A 24,276-nucleotide genomic window follows, 5' to 3' on the forward strand; every position below is an offset into this window, starting at 1 on the left:
CGGAGGAAGCCCGTGTCTGTTCAGATTCCAGGAGCGCCGATCCGGCCCACGGCACAGATGCTGGAGGGCGCGATTGGCGCGGCGGTCGCCGCACTGGAACAGCTTCCCGGCGCGGAGCTGCTGGCCGCCACGGGCGCGGGTGTTCATCCGGTAGACTCCCCGGCGGCGGCGACGTTGGCCCTCCTCGCGTTGGCCGAGTGTGAGGCCCATGGGCGTGCGCAGGTGGAGGCCTGTGTGCGGCGGCTGCGCTCCAGCCGTGATGCGACGGGCTGCTGGCGCTTCTCCCCTGAGTTGAAGCTGCCGGGGGCGGGGGAGTCGGCCCGGGCGCTGGTGGCCTTGACGCAATGGAACATCCCGCTGGAGCCGTCCTCGGCGCTCGATGCGCTCCTGGCCCGCGACGCGGCGCGAGGGCATGGCCAGACAGGGCGCGAGCCGGGAGCTGTCTCCAGCGAGGGTGTCCCTCCTGACGTGGACGTCGTCACCCACGCGGACCTCCTGCTCCTGGCGGCGCACGAAGGGCGGTCGCTTCCGGGCCGTGCCGCGTTTGTCGCCGAGCAACTCCGTACCCGGGGGCTCCTGTCGTGCGTGCGCGGTCCGCCCGCTGCCGAGGCCTCTCCGCTCCTGTTGGGCTACCTGCTGACGCGCTGGGTTCGACGCGCGGGTGACCACTGGCAGCTCGCGGTCCCCCTTCGGGATGAGCTCATTTCGCTCTGGGAGAAGGGGGAGGTGCGGGGAGCGGTGAATGTCGCACTCGCCATGAGCGCCCTGATGAACCTGGGGCGGCCTACGGACGTCAACCTCTTCGAGCGGACGTTGGACTCCATGGCGTCCCTGCTGCTGAGCGGGCAGAGCGAGGAAGGCCTCTGGCCGGTGGCCCCGCTGTACGAGGCCGGGGACGTCGTCCATGGCTCGCTGGAAGCATCGGCGGCGCTGTGTGTCGAAGCGCTCGTCCGTTACCTCCGAATCGCCCGCATCGCGGCGGACCGGACCGACAACTTCCTCCCCGGTGCGCTCCCGTCCCGGCCGGGCACCTGGAAGGAGACGCTGGCCGCCTTCGATGATGACTATCCGCCCGCGTTGTTTGCTCCCGAGTCGCGGGCCCGCCTGCGCGAGCTGGGTGAATGGCTGCCGGCGGCGCTGGAGGGCGATGGGGGCTTCGAGGTCCGGCTGCTGGACGGGGCGCCGCGGGTGGACTTCATCCTGGGCATCAAACACGACGGACAGGCGCTGCTTGCTGGCAGGCATCCCCACGCCGAGCTCCCAGCGCCATTGTTCGCCGCGCCCGAGTGGCGGCGCATTCGCGACTTCGCGCGAGGGTGGTCCGAGCCGGGCGGGCTGCTCGACAGGGAGGTCGACGCGTTCTGGCTGGAGTTCGACCTGGATGCGCCAGTCGCCTCGCCGCCGCTGCCCATCGTGTTTCTCTGCACGCGGGACCAGCCCGTCGCCATCAACGAAGCGCTGCATCGACGGAAGTCGGACACCTACCGCGCGACGCTCCACGCGGGGCTCCCGCTCTTGCGTGGGGACGAGGCGCCGCTCACGCCGGAGCTCCAGCGGGAGATGGACGTCTGCATCGAGGCGCTGCCTCCTGGCGCCCACCTCTATGCGGCCTGTGTGATGATGTCGCGGCGCAGCAAGAACCTGCGCTTCACGCTCAAGAACGTGCCGCCAGAGCGCATCGTGGCCTACCTGGAGGCCGTGGCGTGGCCAGGGGACTTCCAGCAGCTTCGGGACACCCTCGCGTGGGTCCTCCCGCTCGGCGTCAATCGCTTCATGCTCAACCTGGACCTGGCGCCCCGGTTGTTGCCGACGCTGGGGCTTGAATGCTCGTTTCAAGGGCGTGCGCAGCCCGCCGAGGAGCCCCGGTGGCAATTGCTGCTCGACGAGCTCGTGAAGCGGGGGCTCTGCGCGCCCTCACGGCGTGACGCGCTGCTTGCCTGGCCCGGGCGGACGCAAGTCAGCCTGCCCGACGGCGCGGCCGTGCGGGAGAGCGTCTTCGATAAGCGGCTCGCGCACGTCAAGCTGGGCTTGACGGGGGCTCCGCTGATTGAAGCCAAGGCCTATCTGGCCACGCACCGTACGTCCGAGCTCCTCAGCCCACGCTGAGCCATCATTCCCGGGGCATGGATTGACGCTCGGGGATGTGAGTTGATACGTTGAATTCTGAATATTCAGAACAGGCATGCTGTGCAGACTTTTATCGAGCACCTGGGCCACACTTCTTTTGTCATTCACCGCGGTCCTCTGAGGGTTCTCATCGATCCGGTGCTCGTGCTGCGGGAGCTGGAGTTCCGGCAGCCCGCGTGCCCCGCGTGGTTCTTCGATGACCTGTCGTCGGTGGACGCGGTCTTCTTCTCCCACGCGCACGACGACCATCTCCATCCCCCCAGCCTGTTGGGGCTGCGCGAGGACGTCGCGCTCTACTTCCTCGACAAGCCGAAGCCGGGCGCGGCGCCCGAGTCGAGCGCTCGCGCGATTCTCACGGCGCTGGGCTTCCGCAATCTCCACCCCTTCCTGGAGGGGGACGTCGTCGAGCTGGCCCAGGACGTGCGTATCCACATCCTGCCCGCGCAGTGTTCCGGGGAGGGCGAGGAGCAATGTGCCCTGCTGGTGGAGACGCCGGAGGTGCTGGCGCTGGACGCGGTGGACGTGACGGATTCGCCCCGGACTCGCGAAGCGCTGGAGGCCTTCCGGGGCCGGATTGATGTCGCCTTCGTTCCCACGGGGGCCTCGGTCCAGTGGCAGGGCTTCTGGAATCAGATGGACGCCGTGGGCGCGCTCGCGTTCTGCGACTGGTTGAAGCCCGCGCGGATCGCGACCTGTGGGGGCACGCTGTCCATGGCGGGGCGGCCGCGGGAAGACCGCCTGGAGCGCTATCCGGTCGACCGGGCGCATTGGATGGCCGCCGCGGTGACGCGCGCGCATGACTCCGTGCTCCTGCCCTGGAAGCCCCCGTACCGGCTCGTCTACGACAAGCACGACCTGGAGCGCTGCTCGCTGCTGCAGCCCGGCCGTCGCTTCGAGCCGGCGCGGGGGCCGCAGCGTCCTCAGGCCCTGCTGACGACCTTCTTCACGGGCTATCACCCGAGCAAGCCCATTCAGCGTTGGGGATGGGGAGACAACAACGACCTCGCGCGGTGGCTGGAGCCGTTCGAGGCCATCCGGGAGGTGGTGCGCGCCTCCACTCGCGACCTGCGCTACCTGCTGGAGCGTTGCCAGTCGTCCGTCAACAAGACCCCCGCGGCGGTCCTGGTGCCCCGGACGCTCCGCTGCCTCGTGGAGGCCAGGGCCTTCGAGCTCGCGGCGCGGCTGGTCTCGCTCCTCCCGTCGAAGATTGCGGAGCCCGCCGACATGGACGCTGGTTACTTCGCCGCTGTCGAGGCCCTGCTCCAAGGCGAGCCAGCGCTCGCGGCGCCGCTGCGGGAGGACCTGGCGGCCTGCCAGTGGATGGACCGGGGTCTGTTCCACCTTCAGTGCATGTCCCGCCGGATGAAGGAGCTGGTCCGCCGGGACGAGCGCACCGAGGCGCTTCGCTCGAGCCACCTGTCCGTGCTTCGTGACAGCCTCCTCCAGCGCCGCCCGGTGTTGGGGCCCTACCACCTGCGCGTCACTCAGGAGTTGGCGCGGCTGCTGGACGCGCGCCCGCTGTCGCCGGAGACGTCCGAGGTGCTCTGTTACGCGAGCCCGGGGGGCATCCGCTACCAGCCGCTGTCGACGCTCGAGTCGCTCCTGCTGGAGCAATGTGACGGACGCACGGTCGCCGAGATGGTCGGCGACGTGAGCGCGGCCCTCTCCCTGCCTCAAGACGACGTCCGGTCGGCCCTCTTCACGTTCCTGTCCCACCTGACGCACGAGTCGCCGTTGGTGCTCGACTGGAGTCACTGATGCAATTCCAAGAGGCCTTCACCTTCCCGACGCCGTTGTCCCCCGACGCGGAAGCCTCGGCGCGGGAGCTGCTGCGGGCGCAGCAGATGGGGCAGCTCGACTTGCTCATGGGCTGGCTCCAGCAGCCGGAGCGGCTCGGGAAGCTGGGGGACTGTGCCGCGGAGCTCCAGTCCCTCCTCTCCGAGGCGTTCGAGCTCGTCGAGCGCGCGCCTGCGCTGGCGCGTGAGTTCCTGGAGCACTGGAGCACGACGGTGCTGCTCGGCCGCTTGCTGGGGCCCGCCGTCGTCGGGCCCGGATTGACCCAGCGCTTGCTGGGCAACCTCGCGTCGCTGCTCATCGTCCAGCGGCTGCGAGGAGAGGTCACCCACGGCGAAGCCCTCTTCGTGACGCCGCGGACCCTCTACTGCCTGCCTCGGGGTGAGCGGCTCGACGTGCGCGGCCCCGGCGAGGGGCGCCTCTTTTGGCGCTTCTCTGGCGCGGAGTGCCTGCTCTCCGCGGAGGGGCACGCCGGCCCCCAGCTTCGCATCCCGCTGCCGTTGGCGGGCGATGCGCCCGTGAGCCTCCAGCCGCTGCCCTGGTCCGAGACGTGGAACGTTCCGGTGCTGGACGACAGCGAGATGCTCGGCATCACCGGCCGGAGAGAGCGCGCGGGCATCCCGGATGATGGGAGCACGGGCACCTGGCGGCCCATGCCCCTGCTGCGCAGCGCGGAGGAGGCCTTCCACATTCTTGGGGAGCTGTGGCCCGAGGTGCTCGACTGGGCCCGCGTGTTGCTCCCCGCGCTCGTCGACATGGGGGGCCCGGAGAACCGGAGCGTGCGTTGCTCGTCCTCCTATGGGGCGGGCACGCCCATCTTCCTCACGCGCGTGGCCCACGGCCTGGAGCATGCGGAGGACCTGGTCCATGAGCTGCAACACGAGCGCATGTACCTGCTGCTCGACTCGCGCGCCTTCGGGCGGTGGGACGACGCACGTCCCGAGTTCGTCTCCGCCTACCGCACCGACCCGCGCCCCCTCCGGGGCTTGCATCTGGGCCTGCACTCCTTCCTGGCGGTGAACCGGCTCCGGCTGCTGGCGCTGGACAGGCCCGAGTTCAAGCAGCGGGAGTGGCGCTTCCAGTTGCTCAAATCTCACCGCTGCAACCTGCTCTCCTTCCGGACCCTCATGGACTTCGAGCGCCCCACGCCCGAAGGGCGCGTGCTCCTGGCGCAGATGGCCCAGGCCCTGAGTGAGCAGCACCCGCTCATCGAGCGGGTCGCGGATGCGGACATGGACCAGGCCTTCGAGGCATGGATGAAGCAGCACTTCTCGCGGGTGGCCGCCAGCGGCCCCGTGGTGAATGACGCAGAGACATACATGGACTGGCGCGAGGCGGCAGTGCTCGCGGCCCACTATTCCCAGCACGCCGGAGGTGCGTCATGAGGGTTCCAGGGTTGCGCTATCGCGACGAGTGGCTGCCCAACTTCTTCCCCGCGAAGCAGGTGGGCCCCGACCACTTCGTGCGGCTGTCCCGGACGGGCGCCATGCAGCTGCTGTCCAGCGCGGAGAACGCCCAGCTCGACGAAATCTCCATGGATGAGGCCCTGTTCGCGCGGCTCGAGCAGACCAGCCACCTCATCACCGCGCAGAACTCCTCGCGCGTGCTGGAGGACCTCAAGCGCTGGCATGACCGGACCTACGCGGGGCCGGGGCTCCATATCGTCGTGCTGTCCAAGCGGTGCAACCTCAACTGCACCTACTGCCACATGAACCCGGAGAGCATCTCCGCGGACTCCAAGCACTTCGACATGCAGCCAGACGTCGCGGATGCCATCATCCGCTTCGCGCTCGGCTCTCCGGCCCCCTTCCTGGGCTTCGAGTTCCAGGGCGGCGAGCCCTTCTTGAACTTCGAGGGCATGAAGTACTTCGTCGCGGAGGCGCGCAGGCAGAACGAAGCCGTGGGCAAGCGGCTCCGCTTCTCCGTGGTGAGCAACCTCATGGTCGCCACCGATGAGCACATCGCGTACTGCATGGAGAACCGCATCAACGTGTCGTATTCGTTGAACGGTCCCGAGGACATCCACGACTCATTCCGAGTCACGCGGAGCGGGGCGGGCAGCTTCCGCAAGGTCATGGAGCGGCTGAACCACTTCCGCGACCGGTTTCCCAGGGTGCTCAGCGCGTCACCCCTGTGCGTGGTGGGGGCCTCCAACGCCAAGGAGCTGAAGCGCACCATCGACTTCTATCACGCGGAGGGCTTCAAGGACCTCGCCATCCTGAAGCTCAAGGCCCTGGGCAACGCCCGCAAGGAGAAGCTGCCCTTCGACATCCAGGACTTCCTCCACTACTACCTGGACGCGCTCGACTACATCTACGAGAAGAACCGCCGGGAGAACGAGAACTACTCCGAGCGCGTGGTGCGTGTCGTCCTGGCCAAGATTCTCCAGACAACGGACACGGGCTTCGTGGACTGGCGCAACCCGGTCGGGGACTTCGGCTCGGCCATCACCTATGACCATGACGGCGAAATCCTGCCGTCGGACGAAGCCCGCTCGATGCGCTCGGAGTTCGGGTTGGGCAACGTCAAGGGGACGACCTACGACGCGCTCATCCGCGACAAGGCCACGTTCCGGTCCATGAACCTGTCGCTGCGGGATCGCGACCCGCAGTGCCGCGAGTGCGCCTTCAACCCCTACTGCGGCGTGCTGCCGGTGCTCGACTACGCCCGGACCGGGGACGCGACGCCGCGCCCGCATGCGTCCGAGGAGTGCCTGCAGACGTTGGCGGTCGTGGAGTGGGTCTTGCGCAAGCTCGTGGAGGACCCCATCCCCCTGTTGCGGATGATGCCTGGCATGGACGCCGCCCTGGTGGAGATGGCCAACGGCCTGCCCGCGGAGCCCTCCGCGCAGGCCGCGCCGCCGTTGATGAGCGTGCAGAGCGGCTGAAGCGCGGGGTGGGGGCGGCCCCGCTCAGGCGGGCCGCAGCCGGCCCGCCGCGAGGTCCGTGAGCGCGCCGAGGACCGCGTCCTCGGTGAGGTCGTCCATGCTCCCGTTCCCCGTGAGCTCGCGGAAGGCCGGGGTGAGCCGGAACCCCCACTGGCGGGGAGACGTCGGTCCGAACAGGCCCACCGAGGGGAGCCGGAAGAAGTCCGCCGCGTGCAGCATGCAGGAGTCGATTCCGAGGAAGCCATCACACGCGCCGAGCAGCGCCATGGCCACGTCGAGTGAGGCGCCCTGGGCGGCCAGCACCCGGCCTCCATGGACCATGGGCTCCAGCTCCGTGGCGCCGTAGTCCACGTTGAGGACCAGCCATTCGGGGTGACGTTCGAGGAAGGCATCCAGCACGGCGCGGTAGCGGGCGACGGGCCACTGTTTCCGGGAGCCTGTCTCCGTGTGGAGCGCGAGCAGCCGGGCCCCCGCGGGGACGCTGTCGCGAAAGCTCCTGGCCGCCGCGGTGGCCTCGGCCGTCAGCGCGGGGGCCTGGGCGAAGTCCTCCAGCCGCAGGGTGGGGACCAGCCGCTGGGCCAGCGCGAAGAGCCGGTCCAAGGCGTGTTGGGTCTCCTCACCCCGGACCCATTGCTTGTAACGGCGATACAGGCCCACTGTCTCAGTGGTCGCCGGAAACCCCTCGAGCAGCTCCGAGACACCCGCCGCGTGCCAGGTGTTGAAACAGAGAAACAAGTCGCAGCTCCCAACGGCCTGCCGGAGCGCCTCCGCGTCGATGCTCCGCTCCGTGCCCTGCGTCGTCGCGCGCACCTCGTGAATCTTCATGAGCCCGAGCTCTTGATAAAAGAACAGGCTTGAATCACCTGGTGCTCCCACCAGTCTGATTTGACCCGGGTACAGCTGACTCAGGGCTCGCAGCGCGGGGAGGGCGAGGAGTCGGTCTCCAATCCCATTCAGGTGAAACACGACGGGGGCTTGGGCAGAACGAAGTTCCTGCTGCATGGAGGGGAGTCCTTGCGTCAAGACAACCTGCTAGAACCAGCCGTCAGACGTATGGCTGGTGTGATCCTGCGGCTCCTTGATGACCGCACGCGCGGACATCATGGGGAACTCGCCACGACCCAGGATCATGCTCAGCTGGCCGCGGAGCGCGTCAACCTTCGCGGGGTCCAGCTGCTTGAACGTCACCACCTCGGGCTTCAGAACGATGTTGCTCTCAACCATGAGGGACTCCAGGGGGTGAATCAAACCACACGCGTGGCACGGATTTATCGCCGCACGTGCCGAGCCTGACGCCAGATGGTGCCTGCGGCTCGGACCTCCAAGAGTACGGCGAACCTGGAACGAATGTCCAGGCTCAGACATGGTTTTAACGAAATGTCTGCCAGCTTTGAAATTTCACGGACTTGGGTGTTCTCACGGGCCTTGCCGGACCTACGTTGTGATGCGCGTCGCCGGGGCACACGCCGCGTGGCATGCTGTGGCGTGAGAGGGTCATGGATACAATTCGTCAGGACATCCGGTTCGGCGTCAGGCTGTTGCTCAAGAGCCCGACGTTCACCCTGGTCGCGGTGTTGACGCTGGCGCTGGGGATTGGCGCGAGCACGACGATATTCAGTGTCGTCAACTCCATCTGGCTCCAGCCCATGCGTTTTCCGCACGAGGAGCGTCTGGTGATGGTGTGGGACTCGCTCCCCAAGGCGGGGGTCGAGCGGAGCGAGACGTCCCTGGCGACGCTGGCGGATTGGACCGAGCAGGCGGCGGTTTTCGAGCACGTGGCGGGGATAGTCCCGCGGAGCTTGAACCTGGGCGGCGCGCTGCAGCCGGAGCGGCTTCAGGCGTTTCGGGTGGGCGCCGCGCTGTTCCCCGCGCTGGAGGCGAGGCCCTCGCTGGGCAGGGCGTTCTCCGCGGAGGAAGACCGCGTGGGGGGCGAGGCGGTGGTGGTGCTGTCGGACGGGTTGTGGCGGCGCCGGTTTGGTGGCGCGCCCTCCGTGCTGGGTGAGTCCGTGACGCTGGATGGTGCGCCCTACACCGTCGTGGGCGTGATGCCGAAGAGCTTCGACTTCCCGCCTGGCGCCGAAGCCTGGGTGCCGCTCGCGCCGACGCAGGCGGAGCTGGACGAACGCGGGGACCGGAAGGTGCGGGTGGTGGGCCGCCTCAAGCCTGGCTTCTCCGTGGCGATGGCGGAGGACGCCCTGCGGGTGCTCGCGGGGCGGCTGGCCGAACGGTACCCCGACACGGATTCGGAGCGCACCGTGCGGCTGACGTCCGTGCGCGAAGCCTATCTGGGGCCCTTGAGGCCGCTGCTCATCACCCTGGCGGGCGCGGTGGGCTTCGTGTTGCTCATCGGCTGCGCGAATGTCGCGAGCCTGCTGCTGGCGCGCGCGGCGGCCCGGCGCAAGGAGCTGGCCATTCGCGGGGCGCTCGGGGCGAGCCCGACTCGCCTGATGGTCCAGGCCCTGACCGAAAGCGTCCTGCTGTCGCTCCTGGGAGGAGGCTTGGGTGTCCTGGGCGCGCTGTGGGGCACGCACATGATCGCCACCCTGCTGCCGCCCGGGTTGGCGGAGCGCCTGCCCGGGTGGCAATCCATCCAGGTGGACGGCGGGGCGCTGCTGTTCTGTGTCGGGCTGTCGGCTGTCTCCGGGGTGCTGTTCGGCCTGGCGCCCGCGTTCCAGATGTCGCGGCAGAACCCGCTGGAGGCGATGCGGGAGGGGGCGGGCGCCACGGTGGGGCGAAAGAGCATCCGGTCGGCCCTGGTGACGGCGGAGGTGGCCCTGGCCTTGATGCTGGTCGTCGGCGCCGGCCTGATGCTCCGCAGCCTCTACCAGCTGCAGGGGACCTCACCGGGCTTCGCCGCCGAGCGCGTGTTCTACTTCGACGTGACGCTGCCGGAGACCCGGTATCCGACGGATGCCGACCGGGTGCGCTTCTTCCAGGAGCTGCAGGAGCGGTTGTCCTCCATGCCGGGCGCCCAGGCCGTCTCGGCGGCCAGCCTGCCGCCCATCAGCCGTCGCAGCCAGAGCTCGAACCTCTATCCGGCGGGGCAGCCGAAGCCGCCGCCCGGGCAGCTGCCCGAGGCCAGCCAGCGCGTCGTCTCCCCAGGCTACTTCCGGACCATGGGCATCCCCTTGCACGAGGGGCGCGACTTCAGCGCGTTGGACGTGGAGGAGGCGCCCCGGGTCGCGATGATCAACTCGGCCCTGGCGCGGCGCTTCTGGCCCGGTGAGTCGCCGCTGGGCAAGCGCTTCTTCGCGGGCGGCGCGGAGCCGTGGGAGGTCATTGGCGTGGTGGGCGATGTCCGGGCGCTGTGGCGCGGGCAGGTGCGCTCCTCCGTGCCGGAGTTCTACCTGCCGCTGGCCCAGGCCCCGCGTGACGCCATGGTGGTGATGGTGGCGGTGGGCGGAGCGGCAACCGCGGCGTCGTCGCTGGGGCTGTCCTTGCGTGAGGGGATGGCCTCGCTGGACCCCGAGCAACCACCGCCGTCACCACGGCCCTTGGAAGCGCTCATCGCGGAGTCGTTCGGCTCCCGGCACCTGCTCGCCGCGCTGCTGGGGCTCTTCGCGGGTGTGGCGCTGCTGCTGGCCGCAGGGGGCGTCTACGGCATCATGGCCTACTCCGTCACCCAGCGGCGGACGGAGATTGGCGTGCGCATGGCGCTGGGCGCGCGGGAGGTGAGCATCTTCTGGTTGATTTTGAGCCAGGCGCTGCGGCTCGCCGGGCTGGGGGTCATCATCGGCTCCGTGCTGGCGCTGCTCCTGGCGCGTGGCCTGTCGAAGCTGCTCTTCGAGGTCAGCCCCGCGGACCCGCTCATCTTCGCCGGGACGGCTTTCGTGCTGCTCTTCGTGGCGCTGGTGGCGGGTTATGTGCCCGCCTGGCGCGCCGCGCGCGTCCCACCCAGCATGGCCATGCGCGAGCAGTGAGGCTCAGGCGGCGATGAACTGCCGCTCCACGAGGCGCTTGTAGAGTCCGTCCTGGGTGATGAGCGCCTCGTGGTTTCCGTGCTGGACGACGCGGCCCTGGTCCAGCACGAAGATGCGGTCGACGCCCGCCACGGTGGACAGGCGGTGGGCGATGATGAGGGTGGTGCGCCCCACCATGAGCCGGTCCAGCGCCTCCTTGACCAGGTGCTCGCTTTCGGAGTCCAGCGCGCTGGTGGCCTCGTCCAGGATGAGCAGCCGCGGATCCTTGAGGACCGCGCGGGCAATGGCGACGCGCTGCTTCTGCCCACCCGACAGCTGGATGCCCCGCTCGCCGACGCGCGTGCGGTAGCCCTCTGGAAACCGGCTCACGAAGTCGTGGGCGTTGGCGATGCGGGCCGCGGCTTCCACTTCCTCATCGGTGGCGTCGGTGCGGCCGTAGCGGATGTTGTCGGCGATGCTGCCCGAGAAGAGCGTGGGTTCCTGCGACACGATGCCGATGTTCTGACGGAGCCAGCGGACGTCGAGCGTTCGCAGGTCCGCCCCGTCAACGAGGAGGGCCCCCTGGTCCGGGTCGTAGAAGCGCATCAGCAGCGAGGCGATGGTCGACTTGCCCGCGCCCGAGTGTCCCACCAGCGCCACGACTTCACCGGGGGCGACGTCCAGGTCCAGGCCCTTGAGGACAGGCACGTCCCGGCGCGTGGGGTAGCTGAAGCTGACGTCGCGGAAGCGCAGGTGGCCTTCCATGTGCGCGGGCCGCTCGCCGCCGCTGACGGAGATGGCGGGCGTGCGGTCGATGAGCTCGAAGACGCGCTCGGTGGCGCCGCCGGCCTTCATGAACTCCGCCCACAGCTCGCTCAGGGCGCTGACGGCCATGACGACCATCAGCGTGTACATCAGGAAGGAGGTCAGTCCGCCCACCGTGATGTCGCCCGAAACGACCATGTGCGTGCCATACCAGAAGACGAGCAGTGTCGAAGCCAGGCCGGTGAAGCCCGTCCCGCCCATGAAGTAGCCCGAGGAGACGATTCTCGTGCGCGCCAGCGCCAGGGCCTTGTTGATGGCGCGGCCATAGCTCCGGCGCTCCGCGTCTTCGGCGACGAAGGCCTGGACCGTCTGGATGCCATAGAGGGACTCGGCGGCGACTTCATTGGCCTCGGCCACCGCGGCCTGGGCGTCTCGTGAGAGCTGCCGGGCCTTGCGGCCGTAGAAGAGCGCCCCCAGCGTCACGGGGGGGACGACCGCCAGCATGACGAGCGTCAACCGGGGCGAGGTGTAGAACAGCAGCGCCAGCCCGCCAAACAACGTGGTCGCGTTGCGGAGCATGATGGCGATGTGCGTACTGACGGCGCCCTGGATGAGGGCGGTGTCCGTGGACAGCCGGCTGGTGAGCCCGCCCGTGCGGTGCTGGTCGAAGAACGCGAGCTCCTGCTCCAGCAAGCTGCGATACAGCCGCTCCCGCAGGTTGCTGACAATGCGCTCACCCGCGAGGTTGAAGAAGGCGAAGCGCAGCCCGATGGCCACCGACTGGATGAGACACACCCCCAGCATCCACAGGGTGGTGTCATTCACCCGGTCAATCGTGGCGGTCGTCAAGGCTTCATCAAGGATGACCCGGATGGCCTGTGGAAAGAGCAGGCCTCCCGCGCTCCCGATGAAGAGGAAGCACGTCCCGAGCAAGAGCAGCCTCCACTCGGGACGAGCCAGTGCCAGGACGCGACGAAGGGATACGTGGCTCAGCGGTGGATTCTGAATCAAGCCCATTGCGCGCAGGCTAGTCCAGATGCGACCAAAGTTGTAATCCCGCTAAAACTGGCGATGCAGGTGTGGGGCCCCGAAGCATGTCTCGCGCCGGGGCCCCTGGGCTTTCAGGTGCTACGGCATGCCGCCCTTGGCCAGCTCGGCGACGTAGGCGGCGGCAATCTTGGAGAACTTGAGCGCATGCGCGGCGGTGGTGTCGGAGTTCGCCAGGGTGTCCCGCGAGGTGTGGATGTTGGGGTTCTTCTGGACGACGGTCCCCTCGAAGGGGATGGAGGCCGCGAAGCCCTGGTTGTGCCAGGAGGCGTGGTCCGAGCACCCGTAGCCGCACGTCGTATTGGTGAACGGCACGCCGACGTACGTCGTTATCAGGTTTCGGATGAACTGGTTCTGGGCGGAGTTGGTGTTGTCGGTGACGATGCCCACATCCGAGGTGGCGTTGGGGTGCTTGAAGTTCGTCATGTCGAGCTGCATCACCCCCACGACGTTGATGTTGTTGTTCTTGTGCCAGAGGGCGATTTCACGTGAGCCGCGCAGGCCTGTCTCCTCCGCGGCGTAGGCCATGAACTTCACCGTGCGCTGGGGCCGGTAGCCGCGGGCCATGGCGGCGCGGATGACCTCGGTGAACGTCGCGATGCCGGACGCGTCGTCATCGGCGCCGGGCGCGGCGCTGGTGGAGCTGATGGAGTCCAGGTGGCCGCCCACCACGACGACCTCGTTGGGCAGCGTGGTGCCGGGGATGGTGAGGATGACCGAGGGCTGCCGCCAGCCCGTGTGCGGGTAGTACGCCACGGTGACGTCCGTGCGCCCCGCGCCGGTGACGTAGCCCCGCCACTTCGTCAGGAGCATGGCCGCGGCGTCCACGCCCCCTTGCGACGTCTGGCTGCGCGTGGGGAAGGCGGACAGCTCGGCGATGGTGGTGCGGATGTTCGCGGCAGAGAGCGCACCCATCAGCGAGTTCACGGTCGCCGCGTTGGTCAGGGTGTAGCTGACGGCCTTCTGGGTCGCCTTGGGGGACACGGGCGCCAGGGACGCCAGGGCCTCCTCCTGCGTCTCATAGGTGATGAAGCCCGCGCACCGGTCGAACTTCTCGTGCATCATCACCGCCAGCCGCGACAGCTGGGACTCCTTCAGCTGGAACACGCCCGCGTGCTCCTGCTGCTTGAGGGCGGTGGGCACGCTCCAGCCTTCGTCCGCGAAGGTCTCCTGCATGGGCGCGATGGCGTCCGTGCCAATCGCAATCCAGACAGTCTTGTCGTCTGGCTTTGCCTTGAGCGGCTCGGCAAGGGCCAGCGGGGCACTCAGCAGCAACAGCGAGACCGGCATCCAGGTCTTCATCCGCATTGCTCCTCCAGGGGCACGACATTGCGTTGCAGCACGGGGGTCGGGCTGCGGGGAGGAGCCTCTGCTTTTCGAGAAATAAAGGCTTTCTGCGGGTGGCTTGGAGTGTTGGAAAGAAGACAGACCCGGGGTGAAGGTGTGCTGGGCGGGCAGGCGCTTCGTTCCCCGCACCGCCTGAATCTCCGCGCCGGGCTGACGCATCCCTTTGTCGTAGAGTGGTGCCCAAGGGGAGGCAGGACGGCCATGGACTGCGACTGGCTCATCATCGGCTCGGGGTTCGGCGGCAGCGTCAGCGCGCTGCGGCTGACCGAGAAGGGCTACCGCGTCGTGGTGCTGGAGAAGGGGCGGCGCTTGCGCGCCCCGGACTTCCCGAAGACGAACTGGGAGCTGAAGCGCTGGTTCTGGAAGCCCACGCTGGGGTGGCGGGGCCTGTTCGAGATGACGTTCTTCCGCCACGTCACCGTGCTGTCGGGCGTGGGCGTGGGCGGCGGCTCGCTCGTGTACGCCAACACGCTCCCCATCCCCCGGGACGACTTCTTCCAGGCCACCTCGTGGGGCCACCTCGCCGCGTGGAAGGAGGAGCTGGCGCCGCACTACACCACCGCGCGGAGGATGCTGGGCGCCACGCCGAATCCACTGCGCACCGTGCCAGACCAGGTGCTCCAGGACGTGGGCGCGGACCTGGGCCGCACGGACTTCCAGCCCACCACCGTGGCCGTCTACTTCGGCGAGCCGGGTGTCACCGTGAAGGACCCGTACTTCAACGGTGAGGGACCGGACCGGACGGGCTGCAACGCGTGTGGCGGGTGCATGCTGGGGTGCCGCTTCAACGCCAAGAACACGCTCGACAAGAACTACCTCCACCTGGCGGAGTGGCGCGGCCTCACGCTGCACGCGGACACCGAAGTCACCTGGGTGCGACCGCTGCCGGAGGGAGGCTACGAAGTCGAAGCGCTCCAGGGGGCGCGGCGCTTCTTCCGGAAGAAGGTGCGCTTCACCGCGAAGCAGGTCGTCTTCGCGGGGGGCGTGCTGGGCACCCTGGACCTGCTGCTCAAGTTGAAGGCGAGCCCGGACGGACTGCCGCGTTTGTCGGACCGGCTGGGGGACGGCGTGCGCACCAACTCCGAGGCGCTCGTGGGGGTGGTGAGCGGCCGCAAGGAGCAGGATTTGTCACGGGGCATCGCCATCGGCTCCATCCTGCACACCGATGCCCAGTCCCACCTGGAGCCGGTGCGTTACTCGGCGGGCTCGGGCTTCTTCCGGTTGCTGATGGCGCCGCAGGTGTCTGGCGCCACGATGCTCCAGCGCTTCGCGCGGCTGGTGGGCCTGCTGGTCCGGCATCCGCTGCGCTTCCTCAAGGCGTGGTTCGTCCCGGACTTCGCGCGGCGGACGATGATTCTGCTCTACATGCGCACCCTGGAGGGGCACCTGCGCATGAAGCGCTCGCGGCGGCTGGGATTGAGCACGGCGCTCCAGGAGGGCCCGGCGCCGAGCGCCAACATGCCGGAGGCCTTCGACCTGGCCCGGCGCGTGGCGGACAAGCTGGACGGCTATCCGATGACCATCATCAGTGAGACGTTGCTGGGCATCCCGACGACGGCGCACATCCTGGGCGGCTGCTGCATGGGTGACTCGGCGGAGACGGGTGTCATCGACTCGCGGCACCGCGTGTTTGGCCATGAGGGGTTGTACGTGGTGGACGGCTCCGCCATCTCCGCCAACCCGGGCGTCAATCCATCACTCACGATTACAGCGCTGGCCGAGCGCGCGATGACCTTCATTCCCGCGGCCCGGACCGCGCCGCGGGATGTGGTGGACGCGCCCGCGGTGCCCGTGGCCGCGGGGACCCGCGCGAGCTGAGCGCTACAGCCGGACCTGGAGCTCGTAGCGGCGGTTCTTCGCCTTCTTGGCGGCGGTGTCGTCGGGCTTCACCAGCGGCTTCTCGGAGCCGAAGCCCACGGCGATGATTTCGTTCCGGGGGATGCCGCGCGCGATGAGCTCCTTGACGATGGTCTCCGCGCGCTGCTCGCTGAGCTTCTTGTTCTTGGCCGCGTCACCGGTGGAGTCGGTGTGGCCGGAGACCTCGAACTTGTAGGACTTCAGGCCGGCGGCGACGAGCTGCTTCTTGGCGTCGACGAGGGCGTTGGTCAGCTTCTTGAGCTTGGCGTCGCAGCCAGCTTCGAGCGTGGCGGTGCCCGTCTTGAAGCTGCACTGGTTCTGCCGGCCCTCGTCCATCAGCTTGGTGTTGACGCGCTTCTCCACGGCGGACTTGCCGGCGTTGCCCGCGGCCTTGGTGAGGGAGCCGAACCCTCCCTGGGCGGAGGCCACGCCGGGAAGGGTGAGTAGCGACACGGTGATGCACAGGGCCTTGAGCTTCATACGTGAGGACGCCTCCGTTGGCTTGGCGGTGTTCGCCGGGCGGGAGGCTGCCCGGGGGCCGCGCCTTCGTCCAGCGGCGCGGTGTCTCATGGGAGGGTTGACGGGGGCCTGTCCGCCCGGCTGGTAAAACTTGCCTCGGTGCGTGAGGGGAGCAGCATGCCACCCCGGGTCCCTTCGCACAGCGAGGCAGGCGTGAGCAGCAGCAGGCGAACCGAGTGTTGGCGGCGGCTTCTTTCAGGTTACCGGGTGGGCTCGGAGAAGAAGCAGGTGGAGGCGCCGGCGACGGTCCCGAGTGACATGGACGCGCTGCTCCAGGACGAGCGTACCGACTACGACCGGGACTATGACCGCATCGTCTTCTCCGCGGAGTTCCGCTGCCTGCACGACAAGACGCAGGTGTTCCCGCTGTCCACGAGCGACTACACGCGCACTCGGCTGACCCACAGCATCGAGGCTTCGTGTGTCGGGCGCTCGCTGGGCGCGCTCGCGGGGCGCGGGTTGCTGGCGCGTGACGTGAAGGTGAATCCCTCCCATCTGGGCACCATCGTCGCGGCGGCCTGCCTGGCGCATGACATTGGCAATCCGCCCTTCGGCCACTCGGGCGAGGCGGCCATCCAGCATTGGGTGTCACAGCGACTGGTGCCTCCAGGTGGCCAGCCGAGCCCGTTCGAGACGCTGGCGCAGTGGAAGGACCTGGAGTCCTTCGAGGGCAATGCGCAGGGGTTTCGCATCCTCAACCGGCTCCAGTCGCGGGAGCGGCGGGGGGGCCTGCGCTACACGGCGGCGACGCTGGGGGCCATGAGCAAGTACCCGCGCGCGTCGGTGCTGCCGGGTGGGCGGGCGCGGGACAAGGCGCGCGTATCGGAGAAGAAGTTCGGTTACTTCCAGGACGATGAGGCCCTGGCGCTGGAGGCGTACCAGGCCATGGGGCTGGTGGAGCGGGAGCCCGGCGTGTTCTCTCGCCATCCGCTGGCGTTCCTCGTCGAGGCGGCGGATGACATCTGCTACGCGGTCATCGACCTGGAGGACTCGGCGAAGCTGGGGCTGATTCCCATCAAGGATGCGTGTGAGTTGCTGGACGCGGTGTTGCCGAAGCCGGTGAATGGCCCCGTGCGCCCACCGCCGTCGCATCCAGAGACGCGGCTGGCGCAGGCGCGAGCGCGGGCGATTGGCGAGCTCATCCAGGCGTGCGTGAAGGTGTTCCTGGAGAACGTGGAGGCGATGGAGGAGGGGACGTGGGAGACGCCGTTGGCCGCTGCGTATGACGACGTGGCGAAGCCGTTGAAGGCCATCCGCCACCTCACGCGGCGCTGCGGCTATGAGAGCGAGCGCGTGCTCCAGATTGAGAGCGCGGGCTTCAAGACGCTGGGCGGGCTGCTGGACATGTTCGCGATGGCGGTCATCACCGACACGCCGAACCGCGAGGAGAAGAAGCTGCGGCAATTGCTGCCATTGGACCTCTTCCAGCGTCCGGAGCACGCCCGGGACACGGCGGAAGCGCCCGCGTCCCGGGATGAGGCCATCACCGAGGCGGTGGCCCGGCTGTCGAAGTACCAGCGGCTGCTGTGCGTGACGGACTACATCTCCGGCATGACGGACGGCTTCGCCGTGGAGCTGTTCCAGCGGCTGTCTGGCATCAAGCTGCCGACATGATTCGCGTGGCTTGATTCAGTCTCCCGCGACGGCGATCTGCCAGTCGCCTTCGGGGGTGATGCCCACGCGCAGGCCGAGGTAGCTGCCCTGGTCCTTCATCCCCGCGATTTCCTCGTCCGGGTAGACGCCCTTGAGCGCGCCCCAATCCTTGTCGGACGTCGCGCCAGTGACGTGGACGGCAGGCCAGAAGTAGAGGTTGCCCTGCTTCGCGTACGGCAGGTTCAGGACCTGGACGATGCGCGCCAGCTCCGGGTTGCCCAGCTTCTCCGCTGCACGCCAGTACTCGCCCGCGTCGGTGCCGTCGCCGAAGGTGAACCGCACGGCCTTGCCATTCTCGTCCGCCAGGGTGTTGAGCGCCGTGTAATCACAGGCCACCGACGCGGCGATGATGCGCTGACGCATCGACTCCACGGGCGCTGGCAACGCCGGAGCGGCTGGCGCCACGCGCGGAGACAAGCTCGCCGCTGAGCAGGTGCCCTTCTCCGCGGCTGGCGCTCCCGTGTACTCGCCGACGCCCGAGTCGGCATTGGCGGCACCCGCCGTTGCCTCGCCCGGCACGGCTGCATCCGAGCTCCCCGCGCCCTGGGGCTCCGTGCTCGGGGCGGAGGGTTGTCCCTTGTCCGGTGCGGCAGGAACGACAGGCGCGGCGGCGACACCGGAGTCGACTCCGGCGGCGGGGCTGGAGGTCCGCTCGGTGCAAGCGACGAGCGAGGCGGCGACACAGAGAGAAAGCAGTGAAGTCCGGTTCATGGCCCGCCCGTTGTAGTCCAGTGGACAGGCGGCAGGCTCCGGATTCCGCTGCTCAGCCGCCGCCTTTGGGTGAATCGATGACGACGGCGAAGGGGTCGAAGGGCTTGTCATCCTTCTTCTTCGCGGTCGGCATCCCGAACTCGCCGGTGGGGTGTTCGGGCCGGACCGACGTGTACGGGTCAATCTTCACCGGAACGCCAAACACCTTCGGGTTCTTTTTGGGTCCGTCGCTCATGCCGCCCATGCTACCGCAGCGGCCACCCGCCTGTTTGGCTGCACCGGCAAGGCGTCTTCTTGGGCATTCGGCCCGCCAGGGCGATACTTCCTGCCCATGTGTGGCCGTGTCACCGTTCGAACCTCTCCAGAGCAGATTGTCACCGGGCTGGGCCTCGCGGGCATCCGTACCGCCGTGGAGCGTCCGCGCTTCAATCTCTGTCCCACGCAGTTGATGCCCGTGGTGACCAATGATGGCGCGCGGATGCTGGACGCCTTCCGCTGGGGCCTCGTGCCGTCCTGGGCGAAGGACCCCGCCATTGGCAACAAGCTCATCAACGCCCGAGGCGAAACGGTGGCGGAGAAGCCCAGCTTCCGCTCCGCGCTCAAGCGGCGCCGGTGCCTCGTCGTGGTGGATGGCTGGTATGAGTGGAAGCAGTCCACGAAGCCGAAGACGCCGTTCCACTTCCACCGCAAGGACGGGCAACTCCTGACGCTCGCGGGGCTGTGGGAGGAGTGGACCGCGCCCGACACGGGCGAGGTGCTCAACACCTGCACTCTCATCACCACCGGCCCCAACGCGCTGATGGCGCCAATCCACGACCGGATGCCCGTCATCCTCGCGCCGGAGGCCCAGGAGGTGTGGCTGCGTCCGGAGCCGCAAGAGTCCTCGGTGCTGCTCCCGCTGCTGGTGCCCTGCGCCGAGGATTCACTGGAGGCCTACGAGGTGTCGCGCGTGGTGAACTCCCCCGCGAACGACACCCCTGCCTGTGTGGAGCGCGTGGCCGCCTGAGCCGCGCGCCTCAGCCGCGGCGGCGGACCTTCGCGTCGAGGCTCCACGGCCCCGCGCCGATGAGCGCGATGGCCGCCATGACGGTGAGGTAGAGCAGCGCCAGCTCCATGCGGCCGAAGGGGTCCGCGCGGTGCCGGTAGAGCGCCACCACCATGGTGAAGCCCGCCATCGCCGCCGCCGGGCGCGTGAAGAGGCCCACGGCCACCAGCAGCCCGCCCAGGAACTCCGCCAGCGTGGCGCACCAGGCGAAGAACGTCGGGAACGGGAAGCCGAGCTGCGCCACGCCCGCCGCGAACCTGCTCATGTCGCCAGTGAGCTTGGACAGGCCGTGTCCCAGCGCCAGCGAGAGACCGAACACCACGCGAATCAACGTCAAACCCACCGCGGACTTGCCCACCATGCCATGGACCTCCCAGGTCGCCCGCGCATCCTCGCACGGCGGCGTGCGTCACGCTGCGTTACGCGGAGCGCTTGGGCGCGCGCATATCGCTGATGGTCAGCGGATGCCGGGCGCCCTGCGGCGAGACGAGCGCGGCGCCTAGGACGAAGTCCTGGCCCATGCGGAGCTCCAGCGTGGTGGGGCCCTTGTGGGTGGTGCGCCAGTCCAGCTCGACGCGGACGGTGCCCAGCAGCTCGCGGTCCACGGTGGTGGTGTCCAGCGCCTCGAACAGGGCGATGGAGAGCGGCCCGGGAATCATCGGCAGCTCCAGCGTCACGGACTTCGTCGCGGGCACGGGGGTGTTGGCGGGGATGACCTCGTGCTGCGCGCCGCCGGGGACCATGATGCTGATGGGCATGGGCACCACGTCCGCCAGGCCCGAGATTCCGCGCGCCAGGTTCCGGCCGAGGATGGCCGCGCCCACCGCCACGCCGAGCTCCGGGTGGACCTCCTTGTCGGAGGACAGGCGCTTGAAGTGGGAGAAGCGCTGACGGATGGCGGGCATGCGCGTCTGGCCGCCGACCAGGACGAGCTCGTCAATCTGGTCGGGCTTCAGCTGCGCGCGCTCCAGCACATCGTCGCAGGCGGAGGCGGTGCGCTCGATGAGCTGGAAGACCATCTCCTCCAGGCGCTTGCGGGTGAGCGTGTAGTCGAAGTCGATGAAGCCGCCGTCCTTCTGGGCGATGCACGGCACGCGGAGCACCGTGGCGTCGCGCTGGCTCAGCGACATCTTCGCGGACTCGGCGGCGAAGACGAGCCGCTGCATCACGACCTTGTTCCCGCGCAGGTCGATGCCGTGCTTCTGCTGGAAGTCGTCCACCAGCATCTCGACGATGCGCTCGTCGAAGTTGGCGCCGCCCAGGAAGGCGTCACCGCCGGTGGCCAGCACCTTCACCACCTTGTTCTGCACCGCGAGCAGGGTGGCGTCGAAGGTGCCGCCGCCCAGGTCGAACACCATCACCGTCTGCTCGGGGTTGCGCAGGTTGGCGTAGTAGAGCGCCGCCGCCGTCGGCTCGTTGACGATGGCGCGCACCTGGAGCCCGGCCTGCTCCGCGGCGTGGCGGACCGCCGCGCGCTGGCGGCTGCTGGCGTGCGCGGGCACGGTGAGCACGCACTCGCGGAAGGGCGCTCCGGCGGCGTGGTTCGCCAGCGTGAGAATCTGCTGGATGATGAGGTGCGCCACGTCCGTCAGCGACGTCTGCTTCCCGTACATCGTCACGGCCGTGTAGCCGTCCTCGGCCTCCACGAGCTCGAAGGCGTACTTGTCCTTGTGCTGCGTGACGTACTCGGACTGGAAGCGGCGGCCCAGGAAGCGCTTGGCGCCGAAGACGGTGTGGCGCGGGTCGTCAATGATTTGCCGGCGCGCGGCGTGGCCGACGATGGCCTTGTCCGCCGCGTGGAACCAGACGACGGAAGGCAGCGTGACGCTCTTGTCCGTCACCGGAACGACGCGAAGCTTGCCGGCCTTGTCGAAGAAGGCCGCGGCGGTGTTGGTGGTCCCGAAGTCGATGCCAAGGATGGAGCCCGTACTCATCACCGCGGACTCTCCCACGTCCCGTCGGCTTGTTCAGCCCCTGAAAGCGCCCCCGAGCACAACGTGGGTGGGTCACTTGAAGCCCGGTTGCCCTTCGTTTCACGCCGTGGCGGCGGTCGAGGCGACGGGCAGTAGAAATGTGCCGCTGGGTGGGCGCAGCGCGCACGCGAGGGCTCGTCGGCTTGACGGCCGGGAGCGCGAGGTCCGCGCCGGTGTTCGTCGTTGACCGGCCCGTGCCTTCGTTTCATGGATGCGCGCCATGGCCATGGGGCATGTGGAGCGAAGTCTTGTTCGGGATGTCGCGGCGATTGCCGCCGCGTCTGGCGTCATCGGAGCTTCGTTCGGTGCCATCGCGGTGGCGTCGGGATTGTCGGTGTGGGTCGCGTCGGCCATGTCCCTGCTCGTCTTCGCGGGCGGTGCGCAGTTCATGGCAGTGGGGGTGGTGGCGGGCGGTGGCAGCCCCGTGGCCGCGGTCATCGCGGGGCTGCTGCTCAACGCGAGGCACCTGCCGTTCGGCCTGGCGATTCCGGACGTGCTTGGAAAGCACTGGCCCGTGCGGCTGATTGGCACGCACCTGATGGTGGACGAGTCCGTGGCGTTCGCGCTCGCGCAGCCCACGCCGGAGCGTCGCAAGGCGGCGTACTGGCTGTGCGGCGGGGCGCTGTTCACTGCCTGGAACGTGGGCGTCATCGCCGGCGCCCTGGCGGGAACGGCGCTGGGCAGCCCGGAGGCGATGGGGCTCGATGCCGCGTTTCCCGCCGGGTTGCTGGCGCTGCTGCTGCCGTCACTGACCGCCCCCGCCAAACCTCCGAGCGCCGAACCCGGTCCCGCGGAGGGTGGAGTCGAGACAGCCCGTGCTCATGAAGCCCGCGCGGCGGCTGCCCGGGCACGCTGGGTGGCGGGAGGCGCGGCACTCATCGCGCTCGCCACCACGCCCTTCCTTCCCGCGGGGGTTCCCGTGCTGCTCTCGCTGCTGGCGCTCGGGCTGGTGCTGCGATGACGCTGCTCCCCATCCTGGTTCTGGCCGCGGGCACCTATGCCTTCCGGCTCGCGGGCCCGCTGCTGAGCCAGCGCCTGCGGGTGTCCGCGCGGGTCCAGGGCCTGCTGTCCCTCTCCGCGGTCGCGCTGCTCACCGCGCTGGTGGCCACGGCGACGCTGACGTCGAACGGGGGCTTTTCGGGCTGGGCACGTCCGGCGGGAGTGCTCGCTGGCGCCGTGCTGGCGTGGCGGAAGCTGCCCTTCATCTTCGTGGTGGTGGGGGCCGCGGCTGTTACAGGTTTGTTGCGAATGGCGGATGTAGGTTGAATTCAGGTGAAATCACGCACTGCGGCTTGATGGGGGGAGATGTAGGTGGCAGTCTCCGCACTGTAGGTGGATTTTCCACGGACTCAGTGAGGACTTGCCATGACTGGAATCGATCGCTCTTCGTCTTCGAGAAGCTCCCAGCGCGAATCGCGGGTATCTGGAGGGGACTCCACCCGCGGCCTCCGGAACGAGGCGAACCGGCGGGAGGACGCGCGGCAGCCGGAGCAGAACCAGGCCAAGGGCTATTCGGTGAAGGACGGCTGGGATTCGCGGCCCGCCCATGCGGCGAAGCAGCTGCAGCCGGCGGCCGAAGCCCAGGCGGTGCTGGCGGAGGGTGAAGTTGCCGCCGCGACGGAGCCTGACGTCGACTGGGACTTCATCGCCGAGCAGGAGGGCCGGGCGGTGCAGGATGGCTATGTCCCGGACGCGACGGGCAGCAAGAGCGGCGTCACCGTGGGCACGGGCGTGGACCTGGGCGCGCGGGACATGGCCGACCTGGACCGGCTGGGGCTGTCGGACGCGCTGAAGACGAAGCTGGAGCCCTACCTGGGCAAGCAGGGCCAGGACGCCGCGGACTTCCTGGCGGAGAACCCGCTGAACCTGACGGCGGACGAGGTCAAGGAGCTGGACCGGGCCGTGAAGGGCGAGGCGCTGGACAACGTGGTCAATGAGTACAACACCGAGGTTGACCGCCTGAACGCCGCGGACGGTGGCAGCCGGCCGAGGTTCGCGGAGCTGCCGCGGGAGATGCAGACGGTGATTGCCTCCGTGGGCTTCCAGTACGGCTCGCTGAAGACGGCCACGCCCAACTTCTTCGCGCAGGTGACGGAGCAGCGGTGGGACGACGCGAAGGCCAACCTGGAGGACTTCGGTGACCGCTATCCGTCGCGCCGGGGCCGCGAGGCGGACTTGCTGGGCGAGGGCATCGCGACCCTGAGCTGAGGCCGCTGCGTTGGAGAAGGCCCGGAGCGCGGCGGAGACGCCGAGGCTCCGGGTCTTTTCATGCCCGGTGGCATCACGTCGATGTCCGCCATGGACTGTCTGGGAATGAGTGGGAACCGGTCGTCGGGGAGAATGAATGTCAGACAGTCACGATTCGCTCTGTCCCCGCCGCAAGCCCAAGGCCTTCATTTTTTTGTAGAAGTGCCCCCGCTCCAAATCGAGCAGCCGCGCGGCTTCCGTCACGTTGTCGTGTGTATGGGAAAGCACGTACTGGATGATTTCCCGCTCCGCGTCCTCCACCTGCTCGCGAAACGTCCGGTCCGCGCGAGGCCGGAAGCCCACGGGCGCGGGAGGCGTTGGCACCACCGGGGCGGCGATGGCGGGCGCGGGCGTGCTGGACGCCAGGGCCACGGCCGCCTCCGAAGCAGGAGGGGGCCGTGGCCC

Annotated in this window: 21 protein-coding genes; 11 read left to right on the plus strand and 10 right to left on the minus strand. The window is 68.8% G+C overall.

Annotated elements, in window-relative coordinates; translation table 11 throughout:
- Positions 1 to 12: 12 nt before the first annotated feature.
- The 4 genes from HV826_RS23200 to HV826_RS23215 all read left to right on the plus strand — a co-directional run bounded on the left by HV826_RS23200 (position 13) and on the right by HV826_RS23215 (position 6,808).
- Positions 13 to 2,106, plus strand: coding sequence for a hypothetical protein (locus HV826_RS23200; protein ID WP_368670976.1), 2,094 nt, complete (start codon positions 13 to 15; stop codon positions 2,104 to 2,106).
- 81 nt (positions 2,107 to 2,187) lie between these two features.
- A complete protein-coding gene (locus tag HV826_RS23205) occupies positions 2,188 to 3,885 on the plus strand; it encodes an MBL fold metallo-hydrolase (protein ID WP_176419193.1) in 1,698 nt (565 codons plus the stop codon).
- Positions 3,885 to 5,306, plus strand: a complete 1,422-nt coding sequence (locus HV826_RS23210) for an aKG-HExxH-type peptide beta-hydroxylase (RefSeq protein WP_176419194.1) — start codon at positions 3,885 to 3,887, stop codon at positions 5,304 to 5,306. The genes HV826_RS23205 and HV826_RS23210 overlap by 1 nt, the downstream gene beginning before the upstream one ends.
- A complete protein-coding gene (locus HV826_RS23215) occupies positions 5,303 to 6,808 on the plus strand; it encodes a radical SAM protein (protein WP_176419195.1) in 1,506 nt (501 codons plus the stop codon). Before HV826_RS23210 ends, HV826_RS23215 begins: the two co-directional genes overlap by 4 nt.
- Positions 6,809 to 6,832: 24 nt before the next feature.
- Here the strand turns inward: HV826_RS23215 and HV826_RS23220 are convergent, their stop codons facing one another.
- Together HV826_RS23220 and HV826_RS23225 are read right to left on the minus strand one after the other, a co-directional pair.
- Positions 6,833 to 7,633 (minus strand): glycosyltransferase family 9 protein, encoded by an 801-nt coding sequence (locus HV826_RS23220; RefSeq protein WP_255217370.1) that lies wholly within the window; start codon positions 7,631 to 7,633, stop codon positions 6,833 to 6,835.
- A gap of 207 nt (positions 7,634 to 7,840) precedes the next feature.
- Positions 7,841 to 8,032 (minus strand): hypothetical protein, encoded by a 192-nt coding sequence (locus HV826_RS23225; RefSeq protein WP_217917400.1) that lies wholly within the window; start codon positions 8,030 to 8,032, stop codon positions 7,841 to 7,843.
- Positions 8,033 to 8,304: 272 nt separating this feature from the next.
- Here HV826_RS23225 and HV826_RS23230 point away from each other — a divergent pair, with 272 nt between their 5' ends.
- Positions 8,305 to 10,728, plus strand: coding sequence for an ABC transporter permease (locus HV826_RS23230; RefSeq protein ID WP_176419197.1), 2,424 nt, complete (start codon positions 8,305 to 8,307; stop codon positions 10,726 to 10,728).
- A gap of 3 nt (positions 10,729 to 10,731) precedes the next feature.
- Here HV826_RS23230 and HV826_RS23235 read toward each other — a convergent pair whose 3' ends face one another.
- Both HV826_RS23235 and HV826_RS23240 read right to left on the minus strand, forming a co-directional pair.
- The gene (locus HV826_RS23235) at positions 10,732 to 12,489 is read right to left on the minus strand and encodes an ABC transporter ATP-binding protein (protein WP_176419198.1); all 1,758 of its coding nucleotides are present in this window, start codon (positions 12,487 to 12,489) and stop codon (positions 10,732 to 10,734) included.
- 111 nt (positions 12,490 to 12,600) lie between these two features.
- Entirely contained in the window at positions 12,601 to 13,821 is a 1,221-nt protein-coding gene (locus HV826_RS23240) for a M20/M25/M40 family metallo-hydrolase (RefSeq protein ID WP_176419199.1), read from the minus strand.
- Positions 13,822 to 14,067: 246 nt separating this feature from the next.
- Here HV826_RS23240 and HV826_RS23245 point away from each other — a divergent pair, with 246 nt between their 5' ends.
- On the plus strand, positions 14,068 to 15,684 hold the full coding sequence (locus tag HV826_RS23245) for a GMC family oxidoreductase (RefSeq protein ID WP_176419200.1): 1,617 nt from the start codon (positions 14,068 to 14,070) through the stop codon (positions 15,682 to 15,684).
- Between the two features lie 3 nt (positions 15,685 to 15,687).
- On the opposite strand, the gene HV826_RS23250 is transcribed toward HV826_RS23245, so the two are convergent.
- Positions 15,688 to 16,203 carry an OmpA family protein gene (locus HV826_RS23250; protein WP_176419201.1) on the minus strand — a complete coding sequence of 172 codons (516 nt, stop codon included), beginning with the start codon at positions 16,201 to 16,203 and terminating at the stop codon, positions 15,688 to 15,690.
- Positions 16,204 to 16,449: 246 nt separating this feature from the next.
- On the opposite strand from HV826_RS23250, the gene dgt reads away from it, so the two are divergent.
- Complete coding sequence (dgt, locus tag HV826_RS23255) at positions 16,450 to 17,856, plus strand: dGTP triphosphohydrolase (RefSeq protein WP_176419202.1); 1,407 nt, start codon at positions 16,450 to 16,452, stop codon at positions 17,854 to 17,856.
- Positions 17,857 to 17,871: 15 nt separating this feature from the next.
- On the opposite strand, the gene HV826_RS37405 is transcribed toward dgt, so the two are convergent.
- Both HV826_RS37405 and HV826_RS23265 read right to left on the minus strand, forming a co-directional pair.
- Positions 17,872 to 18,606, minus strand: a complete 735-nt coding sequence (locus HV826_RS37405) for a hypothetical protein (RefSeq protein ID WP_255208565.1) — start codon at positions 18,604 to 18,606, stop codon at positions 17,872 to 17,874.
- Positions 18,607 to 18,658: 52 nt separating this feature from the next.
- Positions 18,659 to 18,841 (minus strand): hypothetical protein, encoded by a 183-nt coding sequence (locus tag HV826_RS23265; RefSeq protein ID WP_176419203.1) that lies wholly within the window; start codon positions 18,839 to 18,841, stop codon positions 18,659 to 18,661.
- Between the two features lie 96 nt (positions 18,842 to 18,937).
- Between HV826_RS23265 and HV826_RS23270 the strand changes: the two genes are divergently transcribed.
- Positions 18,938 to 19,612, plus strand: a complete 675-nt coding sequence (locus HV826_RS23270; RefSeq protein WP_176419204.1) for an SOS response-associated peptidase — start codon at positions 18,938 to 18,940, stop codon at positions 19,610 to 19,612.
- A 10-nt stretch (positions 19,613 to 19,622) separates the two neighbouring features.
- Here HV826_RS23270 and HV826_RS23275 read toward each other — a convergent pair whose 3' ends face one another.
- Both HV826_RS23275 and HV826_RS23280 read right to left on the minus strand, forming a co-directional pair.
- A complete protein-coding gene (locus HV826_RS23275) occupies positions 19,623 to 20,012 on the minus strand; it encodes a DoxX family protein (protein WP_163786107.1) in 390 nt (129 codons plus the stop codon).
- A 58-nt stretch (positions 20,013 to 20,070) separates the two neighbouring features.
- A complete protein-coding gene (locus tag HV826_RS23280; protein ID WP_176419205.1) occupies positions 20,071 to 21,585 on the minus strand; it encodes an Hsp70 family protein in 1,515 nt (504 codons plus the stop codon).
- A gap of 250 nt (positions 21,586 to 21,835) precedes the next feature.
- Between HV826_RS23280 and HV826_RS23285 the strand changes: the two genes are divergently transcribed.
- The 3 genes from HV826_RS23285 (at position 21,836) to HV826_RS23295 (ending at position 23,832) form a co-directional block, all read left to right on the plus strand.
- Positions 21,836 to 22,585: an AzlC family ABC transporter permease gene (locus HV826_RS23285; RefSeq protein ID WP_176419206.1), complete on the plus strand. Its 750-nt coding sequence runs from the start codon at positions 21,836 to 21,838 to the stop codon at positions 22,583 to 22,585.
- Positions 22,582 to 22,890, plus strand: a complete 309-nt coding sequence (locus HV826_RS23290; RefSeq protein ID WP_176419207.1) for an AzlD domain-containing protein — start codon at positions 22,582 to 22,584, stop codon at positions 22,888 to 22,890. The genes HV826_RS23285 and HV826_RS23290 overlap by 4 nt, the downstream gene beginning before the upstream one ends.
- Before the next feature lie 99 nt (positions 22,891 to 22,989).
- Positions 22,990 to 23,832: a pesticin C-terminus-like muramidase gene (locus HV826_RS23295; protein WP_176419208.1), complete on the plus strand. Its 843-nt coding sequence runs from the start codon at positions 22,990 to 22,992 to the stop codon at positions 23,830 to 23,832.
- 147 nt (positions 23,833 to 23,979) lie between these two features.
- Here the strand turns inward: HV826_RS23295 and HV826_RS23300 are convergent.
- Positions 23,980 to 24,276 (minus strand): helix-turn-helix domain-containing protein (locus HV826_RS23300; RefSeq protein ID WP_303623590.1); only part of this gene is annotated, 297 nt, incomplete at its 5' end.

The organism is Myxococcus sp. AM010 (genome assembly GCF_013372585.1).
GTDB lineage: Bacteria > Myxococcota > Myxococcia > Myxococcales > Myxococcaceae > Myxococcus > Myxococcus vastator.